The 12,234-nt window shown below is 68.0% G+C and carries 14 protein-coding genes; 7 read left to right on the top strand and 7 right to left on the bottom strand.

Translation table 11 applies throughout. From position 1 onward, the window contains the following. The first annotated feature begins 71 nt into the window (after positions 1-71). Positions 72-548: a VOC family protein gene (locus ABL843_RS15980; RefSeq protein WP_126020037.1), complete on the top strand. Its 477-nt coding sequence runs from the start codon at positions 72-74 to the stop codon at positions 546-548. A 10-nt stretch (positions 549-558) separates the two neighbouring features. Here the strand turns inward: ABL843_RS15980 and ABL843_RS15975 are convergent, their stop codons facing one another. The 4 genes from ABL843_RS15975 to ABL843_RS15960 form a co-directional block, all read right to left on the bottom strand. Continuing rightward, positions 559-1,998 (bottom strand): MATE family efflux transporter, encoded by a 1,440-nt coding sequence (locus ABL843_RS15975; protein ID WP_126020034.1) that lies wholly within the window; start codon positions 1,996-1,998, stop codon positions 559-561. Then, positions 1,995-2,567 (bottom strand): DUF2239 family protein, encoded by a 573-nt coding sequence (locus tag ABL843_RS15970; RefSeq protein WP_126020032.1) that lies wholly within the window; start codon positions 2,565-2,567, stop codon positions 1,995-1,997. The genes ABL843_RS15975 and ABL843_RS15970 overlap by 4 nt, the downstream gene beginning before the upstream one ends. Positions 2,568-2,675: 108 nt before the next feature. Further along, entirely contained in the window at positions 2,676-3,038 is a 363-nt protein-coding gene (locus tag ABL843_RS15965; protein WP_418116453.1) for a GIY-YIG nuclease family protein, read from the bottom strand. Between the two features lie 58 nt (positions 3,039-3,096). Further along, on the bottom strand, positions 3,097-3,612 hold the full coding sequence (locus tag ABL843_RS15960; protein WP_418116452.1) for a hypothetical protein: 516 nt from the start codon (positions 3,610-3,612) through the stop codon (positions 3,097-3,099). 370 nt (positions 3,613-3,982) lie between these two features. Here ABL843_RS15960 and ABL843_RS15955 point away from each other — a divergent pair, with 370 nt between their 5' ends. From ABL843_RS15955 to ABL843_RS15930, 6 genes are all read left to right on the top strand, one after another. Then, entirely contained in the window at positions 3,983-4,777 is a 795-nt protein-coding gene (locus tag ABL843_RS15955) for a LuxR C-terminal-related transcriptional regulator (RefSeq protein WP_126020026.1), read from the top strand. Between the two features lie 8 nt (positions 4,778-4,785). Continuing rightward, positions 4,786-5,766 (top strand): sensor histidine kinase, encoded by a 981-nt coding sequence (locus ABL843_RS15950; protein WP_418116451.1) that lies wholly within the window; start codon positions 4,786-4,788, stop codon positions 5,764-5,766. A gap of 81 nt (positions 5,767-5,847) precedes the next feature. Further along, complete coding sequence (locus ABL843_RS15945) at positions 5,848-8,223, top strand: Tex family protein (RefSeq protein ID WP_418116450.1); 2,376 nt, start codon at positions 5,848-5,850, stop codon at positions 8,221-8,223. Between the two features lie 66 nt (positions 8,224-8,289). Then, a complete protein-coding gene (locus tag ABL843_RS15940; protein ID WP_369662278.1) occupies positions 8,290-8,547 on the top strand; it encodes a type II toxin-antitoxin system Phd/YefM family antitoxin in 258 nt (85 codons plus the stop codon). A 7-nt stretch (positions 8,548-8,554) separates the two neighbouring features. Next, complete coding sequence (locus ABL843_RS15935) at positions 8,555-8,968, top strand: type II toxin-antitoxin system VapC family toxin (RefSeq protein ID WP_369662279.1); 414 nt, start codon at positions 8,555-8,557, stop codon at positions 8,966-8,968. After that, on the top strand, positions 8,965-10,038 hold the full coding sequence (locus ABL843_RS15930) for a phospholipase (protein WP_418116449.1): 1,074 nt from the start codon (positions 8,965-8,967) through the stop codon (positions 10,036-10,038). The genes ABL843_RS15935 and ABL843_RS15930 overlap by 4 nt, the downstream gene beginning before the upstream one ends. On the opposite strand, the gene ABL843_RS15925 is transcribed toward ABL843_RS15930, so the two are convergent. Genes ABL843_RS15925 through ABL843_RS15915 form a run of 3 tightly spaced genes read right to left on the bottom strand, consistent with a single transcriptional unit; the run spans position 10,002 to position 12,186 of the window. After that, complete coding sequence (locus ABL843_RS15925) at positions 10,002-10,358, bottom strand: hypothetical protein (RefSeq protein ID WP_418116448.1); 357 nt, start codon at positions 10,356-10,358, stop codon at positions 10,002-10,004. The genes ABL843_RS15930 and ABL843_RS15925 overlap by 37 nt on opposite strands. Continuing rightward, complete coding sequence (locus tag ABL843_RS15920) at positions 10,358-10,738, bottom strand: RidA family protein (RefSeq protein ID WP_369662282.1); 381 nt, start codon at positions 10,736-10,738, stop codon at positions 10,358-10,360. The genes ABL843_RS15925 and ABL843_RS15920 overlap by 1 nt, the downstream gene beginning before the upstream one ends. After that, positions 10,735-12,186 (bottom strand): efflux transporter outer membrane subunit, encoded by a 1,452-nt coding sequence (locus ABL843_RS15915; RefSeq protein ID WP_418120478.1) that lies wholly within the window; start codon positions 12,184-12,186, stop codon positions 10,735-10,737. Before ABL843_RS15915 ends, ABL843_RS15920 begins: the two co-directional genes overlap by 4 nt. Positions 12,187-12,234: the final 48 nt, after the last annotated feature.

The following is a 12,234-nucleotide window of genomic DNA, read 5'->3' as shown; positions in this document are numbered from 1 at the left end:
CGGGTTGACAGGGGGCCTGCGACGCCTGGATACTGAACTATCAGGTTCATCGTCAGAAGCGAAGGAGTCCCATGCAGAAGATCGTTCCCTGTCTCTGGTTCGACACCAACGGAGAAGAGGCGCTGAAGTTCTACAGCAGCATTTTTCCGAACTCGCGCGTGACCGACACACTGCTGTGGGGCGACGCCAACCCCAGCCGCAAGGGCTCGCTGCTCACCGCGACCTTCGAGCTCGACGGGCAGGAGTTCATGATTCTCAACGGTGGCCCCGAGTACAAGTTCAACCCGGCCATCTCGATGTTCGTGCCGTGCGAGACGCAGGCCGATGTCGACTACTACTGGGACAGGCTGCTCGAAGGCGGTGGCCAGCCGGTGCAGTGCGGCTGGCTCACCGACCGCTACGGCGTTTCGTGGCAGGTCGCGCCCAAGGCCATGATCCGCATGTTCCAGGACAAGGACGCGGCCAAGGCCAACCGCGCGATGCAGGCCATGATGAAGATGGTCAAGCTCGACCTCGCACAGGTGCAGCGGGCTTTCGACGGCAAGTAGCCGGCGCCGGCTACACCAGCCGGTGGATCGACTTCTTGCGCCACACCAGCTGGTAGTAGGCAGTCTGCAGCAGCAGCATCGCCCCGAAGGTCACCGGGTAGGCCACCCAGACCCCATCGAGCCCGATGCGGTGGCTCATGACCCAGGCCACAGGCACCTCCACGCCGAGAATGCAGAAGATCGAGATCAGCGTGGGCACCAGCACCGAGCCGCTGGCGCGCATGATCCCCGACAGCGCCGAAGCCATGCCGAAGACCACCAGGCTCCACAGCATGATGTGCAGCAGCGTCTGCGCGATCTCGATGACCGGCGCGCTGGTGATGAAGAAGCCCATCAGCGGCCGCGAGAACAGGTAGCCCAGCAGCACCAAGCCGCCGGTCAGCACCAGGTTCATGAGCAGCGCCGTCTTCGCGATGGCGCCGAGCCGGTTGGCCCGGCCCGCGCCGATGGCCTGCGCGCCGAGGATCGACGCGGTGATCGCGATCGAGATCGCCGGGAACTGCACGTAGGCCACCACCTGGTTCACCGCGCCGTAGGCGGCCGTGGCGTTCGAGCCGAAGCCGTTGACCATCGACAGCAGCACCACCTCGGCCAGCGCCACCACGATCATCTGCACCCCCGTGGGTACCCCGATGCGCAGCACGGCCTTCAGCAGGTGCGGCTGGATGCGCAGGTTGCGCATGAATTCCGCGTCTGGCGCGAGCGGGCTCTTGCGCTGGCGCAGGCGAAAGCCCAGCCAGGTGGTCGCCACTGCGAACGACAGCACCGACGCCCACGCGCCGCTGGCCACGCCGAGCTGCGGCAGGCCGCCCCAGCCGCGGATGAGCGCGGGCGTGACCACCAGGCCGATCAGCGTGGAAATCAGCAGCGTGAGCAGCGGCGTGACGGTGTCGCCCACGCCGCGCAGCATCGCGGTGGCCAGCAGGAAGATGAACACGCCGGGCATCGCGATCAGCATGATGCGGGCATAGCGCGTGGAGTCGGCCAGCACGTCGGGGGGCGTGCCCAGCGCGGCCAGCATCGGCGTGGTGAACGCGCCTCCGAATACGGCGATCACCAGCCCCATCAGCACGCCGACGGTGAGCGTGGTGCCGGCCACGGCCTTGGCCTTGGCGACGTCGCGCGCACCCCATGCCTGGCCGATGAGCACCGAGGCGCCGGCCCCCAGGCCGATGATGAAGGCGATGAAGAAGAACATCACCGGAAAGAAGCTCGACACCGCCGCGAGCGCGCCCACGCCGAGCATCTGCCCCACGTACACGTTGTTGAGCGTGCCGGAGAGCGACTGGAGGATGTTGCTGAGCAACATCGGCGCGAGGAAGAAGAGAAAGACCTTCCACAGCGGGCGCGGCGCGTTGACGGGCGACACGGGCACGCCCTGCAGGCCGCTCTGGCCGGCACCGGGGCTGTTGCTGCTGCCGGTGCCGGTCGTCTCGGTTGTCGTTCTCATCGATGGTTCCAGCCGGCGGCCGCGAGTTTCTGCAGATGGGCGCGCACGTCGGTGGGCCAGGGGTCGATCAGGGTGGCAAAGCGCTGCTCCTCGCCGGCGAAGAGCGCGCGGGTGGCTTCCTCGAAGCCGGGCAGGTTGCCGGCGATCGCGGTCATGAAGCGGTAGGCGGCTTCCTGCGCTGCGCGCACGGTGTCGCGCTCGGCGTTCACGCGGCGCGCGTCTTCGACCAGCTTGCGCAGCGCGACCGAGGCGCCGCCGGGCTGGCGGCCGAGCCAGTCCCAGTGGCGCGGCAGCAGCGTGACTTCGCGAGCGACCACGCCGAGCTTGGGGCGGCCCACGCCGCGCGGGGCATCGTCGCGATGCGGCTCGGCCTCGGGGTAGCGCAGCTCGGGCGGAAGCTCGCGCATGTCGAGGTCGAGCTGGGCGCCGGTCTGGTCATCGAACACGAGATACGGGCCGGGGTCGTCGCGGCGGCTCAGCTGTTCGAGCACTTCGGTCTTGCTGCCGTGTGCCACGCGCTGGAAGCCGAAGAACACGGTCAAAGTGGTTGTCGGGGTGTCGGAAGACATTCGGATGTTTGTTTGTTCCTGGGGGGTACCAAGCGAAACGAGGTGCGTAATCTACTCGCTGCCGCGCTTCGATGCGCGCCATCTCGTCGCCATGTGTCGCGCATGCGCTCAGGGTGTGTTGTAGCCGTTCGCGCCGAAGCATTGAAGCTCTTCCTGCCATAGCGAAAGAAGCTTCTCGAGCTCGGCCTTGCGATCGAAACCGGGGTCCTTGCGCTCCTTGATGCGGTCGACCACCTCGAAGCTGAAATGTTCGGCGCCATGCGCGATCCAGTCCTGGCCGAGCGCCTTGCTGCGATGGGAGCGCATGTTCAGTTCGAAGCGCGCGCGGTTCATCGCGCCATCCACATCGAGGCTGCCGGCCACGTAGACGCGGCCGCTGAGCTTGTTGCGGATCGCGTAGACGCCGGCCGGGCGCGGGTTTTCCTTGTATTGCCGGATCAGGGCGCGGCGGTTTTCCGTGGACAGGTTCATGCCCCAAATATTACCCGGATTAAATTAGAACGGCAATACATCCGGGTAAAAATGGAGTTCAGCTTTCCCTGAACCGCCGCCAGCCGCGAGCCATGCGCCTGTTCAGTGCCCGCACAAGGCGCCAAGGACGGCTCTGCCGGACGAGGTCGAGCACGCGGTCCTTCCAGGCTTTCCACCGCGGATACCAGCGGGCGAACCACGGAATGCGCATCAGCGGCCCTTCGACCAGCTGGAAGATCCGCGCCACGATGGCGGTGCCCACCAGCTTGGCCAGCACCAGCGCCGTGAGGGCGGTCGCCGCATGGCCACGGCTGAAGAGAAAGAGCGCCAGCACCTTCACCGGCAGAAGCAACAGCACCGGCACGAAGAAGGCCAGGAGCGCACCCCACGGCGGCAGCCGGCGCAGCCGTTCCTCGAGCGCGGCCCAGAGGGGGAGGCGGGACAGCCGCGCAGCAAGGGCCGCGAGCGGCTCCCAGCCCCACTCCTCGAAGAGCAGCAGCGCAACGATGAGCGCGGTGCCGATGGCGCGGAGCAGGGCACGCAGTACGCGCAGCACGCGCGCAAGGAATGTCATTGCGCGAGGGTAAGGCACGCAAGGGGCCGCGGGCCGCTTCGCGATCAGCCGGCGATCAGCGAGGCGGTCCGGAAGGGCCAGATGTCAGCCGAAATGCTTCTTCGGCGCCCGGGAAACGGGGGAAGAAAGGGCCCTGCTGGGTAGAGCGAGGCTATGGCAAAAGACATGTCGAGCAGCGCTTCAAGAGAGCAGCGGGCTGGTATTACATGCGCCGCCCAAAGGGAGAATTACTACTTTTGCTTGACTCGAGTAGTCAATCGCAACAAGATGCAACCAAAGTAATCAAAAAAGCTGAAGATAAAAATCTGAGTAGAAATGAATTAACTTTTGGAAACGAACAAGATGGACTAGTTGTCACAAAGGGGCTGAAATGGAAAGCGATCTCGACGTTTCGTTGACAGATTCAAGCAACTCCGCTAGGAAATACACCAACCCTGGCCAGTTCGGCGGACTACTTTCACCGTCCGCGGATACCCTCCCTTGGCCCGACTTCCTGACCGGGCAACAGACCAAGCCGGTGCGCGTCCTGCTGGTGGACGACGACCCCTTCGTGCGCCGCGTCATCGCGCAGGAATTGCTGGGCGATCTGCGCATCCAGCTCGAAGGGCAGGCAGGCACGCTGCGCGAAGGACGGCGGCTGCTGATGCAGCACGAGTTCGACGTGCTCATGGTCGACATCCGCCTCGGAGATGGCAGCGGTTTCGAGCTGATCGAAGAGGCCAAGCGCCATCGCAGCGCGGCGGAGATCATCGTCATTTCCGCCCTCGAGGACGAGCCTCAGGTGCTGCATGCCTTCGAGCTCGGCGCCTCCGGCTACCTGGTCAAGAACGCGTGGTTCCAGAGCTATGCGCAGGCCGTGCTGCAGGTGGTCAATGGCGGTGCCGCCATCACCCCGCGGCTGGCCCGCCGGCTGCTCGTGCACCTCGATCACAAGCGCTCCAACGTGAACCCGGTGCGCCCGCCGGACAGCAAGGCGACGTTATCCGCCAGGGAGCGCGAAGTGTTGCGACTTGTAGCGACGGGCTACGTAACCGAAGAGATCGCTTTGCAGCTAACCATCAGTGCCCAGACGGTTAACGCGCACGTCAAGAACATCTACCGCAAGCTGCATGCGCACACCCGCGCGCAGGCCGTGAGCTTCGCCTCCCATCGGGGACTTCTCTAGGCCATGCCATGCTCGCGCCGCAGGTCCTTCAGCTTCCGCATCTTCTGGAAGACCAGTTCGTGTGGTTGTCGATCGGCTCGTGGTGCGTACTGCTCGTCTGGCTGCGCCAGCACGTCTCGCGACGCCGGCTGCTGGCATGGGCCGCGCTCGCGGGCGCGCTGCACCTGACGCCGGTCGCAGCGCAGGCCATCAGGGCAGGCTCCGCTGTCACCGTCATGGCCAGCGACATGCCGTTCGCCTTCTGGGCCCTGCAGGCGGCCAACGTGCTGGTGCTGGGAATGATCCTGGGCATCTGGTACGTCTCGCAGCGTCGGGCCGCGCGCTTTCGCCAGGCCCAGGCGGTGATGGCCGAGCGCCGCCGCATCGCCAACGACCTGCACGACGGCGTCGGTTCCCGGCTCGTGGCGCTGCTGGCCAGCCAGGACCCGAAATCGGGCGGCCCCGGCAGCCTCTCGATGGCGCTGCAGGCCTGCCTGCTCGAACTGCAGATGACGGTGGACGACCTCGACGACCAGGGCGACAGCACCGTCGTCGAGCGGCTGGGCCACCTGCGTTACCGCCTGCGCCCCGCGTTCGAGCGCATGGGCGTCGCCTTCGAATGGAACATCTCGGCCGAGACTGAAAGCTTCCCGATGCCGGCGGAGACCGCGTCGCAGGTCTGCCGCGTGGCGCAGGAGGCTTTGTCGAATGCCTTGCGCCACTCCCGCGCGACCCGCGTCGAGCTGCGCGTCGCGCCGCAGGAACAGGGCCGGGCGATGGTGCTCGAGGTGAGCGACAACGGCAGGGGGCTGAGCCCGGCCGGGAGCGCGCCGGCCGGGGACGCGGGCCCCTCCGGCAGCCTGGGCAAGGGGCTGCGCAGCATGCATTCGCGCGCCGAGGCGATCGGTGCCGAGCTCGACATCGGCCCCGTCGTGCCGCACGGCCTGTGCGTGCGCCTCGTGGTGCCGTGCGAAGCCGAGGCAAGGCATGAATCCGAAAGCAAGCTGTAACACGCCCGCCGGCTTGCCCGGGGCGGATGCCGTCCCCGCCTATGGCAAACTCCCGCGCTTTGCCAGGGACGCGCTCAAGACATGCAGAAAATCATTCGCCAGCTCGCCGTCGAGATCAAGGTCGGCGAGAACCAGGTGAAGGCCGCCGTCGAACTGCTCGACGGAGGCGCCACGGTTCCATTCATCGCCCGCTACCGCAAGGAAGCCACCGATGGCCTCGACGACACCCAGCTGCGCGAGATTGAAGCCCGCCTTTCCTACCTGCGCGAACTCGAGGACCGCCGCGTGGCCGTGCTCAAGGCCATCGACGAGCAGGGCAAGCTGACGCCCGAGCTGCGCGCCGCCATCGAGCTGGCGCCCACCAAGCAGGAGCTCGAAGACCTCTACCTGCCGTTCAAGCAGAAGCGCCGCACCAAGGGCCAGATCGCCCGCGAATTCGGCATCGAGCCGCTGGCCGACAAGCTGCTGGCCGACCCCACGCTCGACCCCGCCGTGGAAGCCAAGGCCTTCCTGCAACCCGCCACCACGCTGGACGACGGCAAGCCGGGCCCCGACTTCTCCACCGTGCCGTTCGTGCTCGACGGCGTGCGCGACATCCTTTCCGAGCGCTGGGCCGAAGACGCCGCGCTGGTGCAGAGCCTGCGCGAATGGCTCTGGAACGAGGGCCTGCTGCGCTCCAGCCTCATGGCCGGCAAGGACGAGAACAACGCCGACGTCGCCAAGTTCCGCGACTACTTCGAATACGACGAGCCCATCGGCCGCGTGCCTTCGCACCGCGCGCTGGCCGTGTTCCGCGGCCGCGCGCTCGAGATCCTCGACGCCAAGCTGGTGCTGCCGGTGGAGCCCGAGCCGGGCAAGCCCAGCATCGCCGAAGGCCGCATCGCGCTGCACCTGGGCTGGAGCCATTCGGGCCGCCCGGCCGACGACCTGATCCGCAAGTGCGTGGCCTGGACCTGGCGCGTGAAGCTCGCGCTTTCCACCGAGCGCGACCTGTTCACCCGCCTGCGCGAAGACGCCGAGAAGGTCGCCATCAAAGTGTTCGCCGACAACCTGCGCGACCTGCTGCTGGCTGCGCCCGCCGGCCCTCGCGTGGTGATGGGCCTGGACCCCGGCATCCGCACCGGCGTGAAGGTGGCGGTGGTCGATTCCACCGGCAAGCTGGTCGAGACCGCCACCGTGTTCCCGCACGAGCCGCGCAAGGACTGGGAAGGCTCGCTGCACACGCTGGGCAAGCTGTGCGCCAAGCACGGCGTGAACCTGATCGCCATCGGCAACGGCACCGCCAGCCGCGAGACCGACAAGCTCGCCGCCGACCTCATCAAGCTGCTGGCCAAGATGGCCGCGCAGGCAGGCGCTCCCGAACTCAAGGTCGACAAGGTGGTGGTGAGCGAGGCCGGCGCCTCGGTGTACTCCGCCAGCGAATTCGCCTCGCAGGAGATGCCCGACGTGGACGTGAGCCTTCGCGGCGCCGCCTCCATCGCGCGCCGCCTGCAAGACCCGCTTGCAGAACTCGTGAAGATCGACCCCAAGAGCATCGGCGTGGGCCAGTACCAGCACGACGTGAACCAGAGCGAGCTCGCACGCACCCTGCAGGCCGTGGTCGAAGACTGCGTGAACTCGGTGGGCGTCGACCTGAACACCGCCAGCGTGCCGCTGCTCAGCCGCGTGTCGGGCCTGTCTGCCAGCGTGGCGAAGGCGGTGGTGCGCTGGCGCGAGGCCAACGGCGCGTTCTCCACCCGCAAGCAACTGCTCGACGTGACCGGCTTCGGCCCCAAGGCCTTCGAGCAGAGCGCGGGCTTCCTGCGCATCCGCGGTGGCGCCGACCCGCTGGACATCACCGGCGTGCACCCTGAAACCTATCCGCTGGTCGAGCAGATCATCGTCAAGACCGGCAAACCTATCGCCGAGCTGATGGGCCGTGCCGACATGCTCAAGACGCTGAAGCCCGAACTCTTCGCCAACGAGAAGTTCGGCGTCATCACCGTCAAGGACATCCTGGGCGAACTCGAGAAGCCCGGCCGCGACCCACGCCCCGACTTCAAGGTGGCGCGCTTCAACGACGGCGTGGAAGACATCGCCGACCTGAAGGAGGGCATGGTGCTCGAAGGCACCGTGAGCAACGTGGCCCAGTTCGGCGCCTTCGTCGACCTCGGCGTGCACCAGGACGGACTGGTCCACGTGAGCCAGCTGAGCCACAAGTTCGTGAACGACGCGCGCGAGGTCGTGAAGACCGGCGACATCGTCAAGGTCAAGGTGATGGAAGTGGACGTGGCGCGCAAGCGCATCGGCCTGTCGATGAAGCTGGATGCGGCGCCCGCGCGCCGCGACGGCCCGCGCGACAACCGCTTCGAGGGCGCAGGACGCGGCCAGCAGCAGCACGGCCGCCGCGACAGCTCGCCGCAACCGGCGGGGCAGATGGCCAATGCCTTCGCCAAGCTGCAGGGGCTTCGCAAGTAAGTCCTTCCGAAAGAACGATTGCCCATTAAACTAGTCATCTAACTAGTTATGAATGGGTGATCCGCCATGAAAACCTGGCCGGTACAAGACGCCAAGGCGCGTTTCAGTGAATTCCTGGAGGCTTGCCTGGTCGACGGGCCTCAGATGGTGACGAAGCGCGGCGCCGAAGCAGCCGTGCTCGTTCCGGCGGCTGAGTGGCGGCGCCTGCACGCGAGCGCCAAGCCGTCGCTCAAGGATCTGCTGCTTTCGGAAGAAGCCCGCACCGAATTTCTCGTCCCTCAGCGGGGTAGCGCTCGCAGGCGCCGCGTCATCCCGATGCGCTGAGGTCGGCATGTACCTGTTGGACACGAACGTCATTTCCGAACTCCGCAGGCCCCGCCCGCACGGCGCGGTGCTCGCGTGGATCGCCCCCATCGCGGACGGCGACCTGCATCTCTCGGCGGTGACGCTCGGAGAGATCCAGGCCGGCATCGAACTCACGCGCGAGCAGGACGCAGCCAAGGCCGACGAGATCGAGCAATGGGCGGCCATGGTTGCCGTCTCGTACAACGTCCTGCCCATGGATGCGGAAACCTTCAGGCTCTGGGCGAAGCTGATGCATCGCAGTTCGGACACGCTGTACGAGGACGCGATGATCGCCGCCACCGCCCGGCAGCACGCGCTGACCGTGGTGACCCGCAACGTCAGCGACTTCGCCGGATTCGGCGTCGAGGTTCTGAATCCTTTCGAGCAGCCGAAGGCATGAAAGCCCTGCGCATCTACGCCGGCCCCGCGGCCCGCAAGCACATCGCGCAGCACGGCCTGCGTCCGCAGGACGTGCGCACCATCCCCGGCGCGGCGGGCGGGCCGAAGGGGCTGATCCTCGGGCCGCTGGACCGCTTCATCTTCGGCCGCTGGCTGCCGCAGTCCAGCCAGCAGGTGCACCTGGTGGGTGCGTCGATCGGCGCGTGGCGGCTGTCGACGGCCTGCCTGTCGGGTTCCGACGCGGCATTCGAGCGCTTCGAGCACGACTACGTGCACCAGCAGTTCGAGGTACCGCCGGGGCAGAAGAAGCTCAGCCCGCGCCAGCTCAGCGAGCGCTTCGCCGAGAGCCTCGAAGCCTTCTATGGCGGACGTATCGCCGAGGTGCTGAGCCATCCGCGCTACCGGCTGCACGTGGTGACATCGCGCGGCCGTCACATCCTCGGGCGCGAGGGCAGGGCGCGCACGCCGGTGGGTTACCTGGGCGCCTTCGCCACCAACAGCCTGCACCGCAAGAGCCTGGGCGCGTGGCTGGAGCGCTGCGTGTTCTCAACGCCCGGCGCGGCATTGCCTTTCGCCACGCGCGACTTCCGCACGCGCCAGCACGCGCTGAGCGAGGCCAACTTCAACATGGTGCTGCAGGCCTCGTGCTCCATTCCGTTCCTGCTGGCGGCGGTGCACGACATTCCCGGCGCGCCGCGCGGCGCCTACTGGGACGGCGGCATCACCGACTACCACCTGCACCTGGACTACCAGCCGGCCGACGAGGGCATCGTGCTGTATCCGCACTTCCAGCAGGCGGTGGTGCCGGGCTGGCTCGACAAGGGCCTGCGCTGGCGCCACAAGGCCAGCGGCTTTCTCGACCGGATGGTGGTGCTCGCGCCCCACCCGGAATGGGTGCGCACGCTGCCCAACGGCAAGCTGCCCGACCGCAAGGACTTCATCCACTTCGCGAACGACGCGCAGGCGCGCATCGCGGCATGGGGCCGCGCCACGCGCGAGGCGCGGCGGCTGTCGGACGAGTTCGAGGGCTGGCTTCAGCGCGACGGCGTGCCCGAGCTGCTGCCGCTCTGACCCGGCAGCGCCAGGGGCAGGGCGCAGTCGAGCACGTTCACTTCCACCGCATCGCCTACATTGAGCCGGGCGCCCGCAGGCCATCGCCCGGTGCCCAGCGAGCGGCTGTGTACGCCGCCGTTGCGGTAGCGCACGACGGCGTAGGGCACCGCGGCACCGCCGTCCGAGCCGCAATCGCGATCGACCGTGGCGGCAAGCTCGCCCGCGCGCCCGACACTGACGACCTCGGCAGCGCGCCAGCCGGCCGAGCGGTCGAACGAGTGCGCATCGAAGGCCGAGCAGCCGCCCAGCATCAGCGCACAGAGGAGGGCCGAGCGCATCACGGCACCGGCCCTGTCGCAGCGATCGCCGCCGTGGCCTGGATCTCGACGCGGTACTCGGAGTCGATCAGCTTCGCGCCCACCGTGGCGCGCGCGGGGGTGTGGCCGGCGGGCACCCATTCGTCCCACACCGAGTTCATCGCGGCGTAGTCGCCCACGGTGCGCAGGTAGATCGTCACGCTCACCAGGTCCTGCTTGGTCGCCCCCTGCGTGGCGAGCAGGCGGTCGATGTGGCGCAGGATCTCGCGCATCTGCCCGGTGATGTCCAGCGACGGGTTCTCGGCCACCTGGCCCGAAAGGTACAGCAGGCGCGCGGCGCCGAGGTCGACGGTCACCATCTCGCTGAAGCGGGGGCCCATGTCGTGGCGGATGATGTTCATGGCGATGCGGGAGAGATGGAAGAAGACGAGACGATGGCAGCTTGGGGTGCATTCCACCAGCCACCGCCCAGCGCCTGGAAGAGGGCGGCCGCGTCGGTCAGCCGCAGCGCGCGGGCCTGAACCAGATTCAGCAGCGCCTGCTGCTGCGCCTGTTGCGCGATGCGCAGCGAGAGCGCGCTGGCGTCGCCCAGCCGCACCTGCGCCTGGGTGCGCGCCAGGCTCTGCGAGGCCGTGCGCTCGGCCTTCACCGCCGCCTGCAGCGCGCGGGTGTCGGCGTCGATGGCTTCGAGCGTGTTCGCCACGTCCTGGAAGGCGGCGAGCACAGTCGCACGGTACTGCGCGGCCGCCTGGTCGAACGATGCGCGCGCTGCGGCCTCGCGATGCTTCAGCGCGCCGCCGTCGAAGATGGGCTGCGTCACGCTCCCGGCCACGGTCCAGAAGAGCGAGGAAGCCTTGAACAGGTCCGACAGCTTGTAGGCCGACGAGCCGTACGAGTTCACGCCTAGCGTCACGCTCGGCAGCCGTGCCGCGACCGCCACGCCGATGGCGGCGCTCGCCGACTTCAGCTGCGCCTCGGCCGCGCGAACGTCGGGGCGGTGCTCGACGAGGCTGGAGGGCAAGGTCAGCGGCAATTCCGTCGGCAGCTGCAGGGCATCGAGATCGAAGCGCGCCTCCACGCCCTGGCTCGGGAAGCGGCCGGCCAGCGTGGCCAGCAAGTTGCGCTGCTGCGCCAGCTGCCGGTCGAGCGGCGGCAGCGTGGCCTCGGTGGCGGCCAGCGCGGCCTCCTGCGCGTCGACGTCGGCCGGCGCCGCCTGGCCCAGCGCCAGCTGCCTGCGATAGGCCTGCAGCACTTCTTTCTGGCCCGCGATGATCTTCAGCGTGGCGGCCTGCTGCGCGCGCAAAGAGGCTTCAGTGATCGCGGTGGTCACCACGTTGCTGCTGAGCGTGAGCTTTGCGGCCACGCTCTGGAACTGCTGCAGCTCGGTACTGGCCTGCGCGCCTTCCACCTGCCTGCGGGTGCCGCCGAACACGTCGGGCGTGTACGACACCGTCACCTGCGCCGTGTGCAGCGTGTACAGGCTCGCGTTGGACGACACCGGGCTCGCCACCGCGCTGGCCACGCGCTGCCGCGTGGGCGAGTAGCCCAGCGCCACGCTGGGCCAGAAGGCGGCACGGTCGGCGGCTTCGTTCTCCTGCGCCGCGCGCAGGGCGGCGTCTGCCGCCTCGATGGTCGGGTTGCCGGCGAGGCTCTGCGTGACCAGCGCGTTCAGCGGCTCGCTGCGGAAGGCCTGCCACCACTGGGCCGGCACGTCGAGCTCGGGCGACAGGCGCGCCAGCGGCACGCCTTCGGCTTCCTTGCTCGCGGATGGTGAGGAGGTATATCGCTCGGGCAGGTTCAGCTGCGGGCGGGCGTAGTCGGGGCCGACCGCGCAGCCGGCCAGCAGCATCGCCGCAATGCCGGCCGCCACGGGCGTCGCCAGGTTTGTCTTCGTTGT

This window comes from Variovorax sp. 350MFTsu5.1, from assembly GCF_048302515.1.
GTDB lineage: Bacteria > Pseudomonadota > Gammaproteobacteria > Burkholderiales > Burkholderiaceae_C > Variovorax > Variovorax guangxiensis.
Note: the sequence above shows the minus strand (reverse complement) of the source record. Positions and strands in the feature narration are given on the sequence as shown.

Bases quoted from the DNA above. Each gene is read 5' to 3' on its own strand.
- ABL843_RS15980 (WP_126020037.1), top strand. From the start codon at position 72: ATGCAGAAGATCGTTCCCTGTCTCTGGTTCGACACCAACGGAGAAGAG.
- ABL843_RS15975 (WP_126020034.1), bottom strand. From the start codon at position 1,998: ATGAGAACGACAACCGAGACGACCGGCACCGGCAGCAGCAACAGCCCC.
- ABL843_RS15970 (WP_126020032.1), bottom strand. From the start codon at position 2,567: ATGTCTTCCGACACCCCGACAACCACTTTGACCGTGTTCTTCGGCTTC.
- ABL843_RS15965 (WP_418116453.1), bottom strand. From the start codon at position 3,038: ATGAACCTGTCCACGGAAAACCGCCGCGCCCTGATCCGGCAATACAAG.
- ABL843_RS15960 (WP_418116452.1), bottom strand. From the start codon at position 3,612: ATGACATTCCTTGCGCGCGTGCTGCGCGTACTGCGTGCCCTGCTCCGC.
- ABL843_RS15955 (WP_126020026.1), top strand. From the start codon at position 3,983: ATGGAAAGCGATCTCGACGTTTCGTTGACAGATTCAAGCAACTCCGCT.
- ABL843_RS15950 (WP_418116451.1), top strand. From the start codon at position 4,786: ATGCTCGCGCCGCAGGTCCTTCAGCTTCCGCATCTTCTGGAAGACCAG.
- ABL843_RS15945 (WP_418116450.1), top strand. From the start codon at position 5,848: ATGCAGAAAATCATTCGCCAGCTCGCCGTCGAGATCAAGGTCGGCGAG.
- ABL843_RS15940 (WP_369662278.1), top strand. From the start codon at position 8,290: ATGAAAACCTGGCCGGTACAAGACGCCAAGGCGCGTTTCAGTGAATTC.
- ABL843_RS15935 (WP_369662279.1), top strand. From the start codon at position 8,555: ATGTACCTGTTGGACACGAACGTCATTTCCGAACTCCGCAGGCCCCGC.
- ABL843_RS15930 (WP_418116449.1), top strand. From the start codon at position 8,965: ATGAAAGCCCTGCGCATCTACGCCGGCCCCGCGGCCCGCAAGCACATC.
- ABL843_RS15925 (WP_418116448.1), bottom strand. From the start codon at position 10,358: ATGCGCTCGGCCCTCCTCTGTGCGCTGATGCTGGGCGGCTGCTCGGCC.
- ABL843_RS15920 (WP_369662282.1), bottom strand. From the start codon at position 10,738: ATGAACATCATCCGCCACGACATGGGCCCCCGCTTCAGCGAGATGGTG.
- ABL843_RS15915 (WP_418120478.1), bottom strand. From the start codon at position 12,186: ATGCTGCTGGCCGGCTGCGCGGTCGGCCCCGACTACGCCCGCCCGCAG.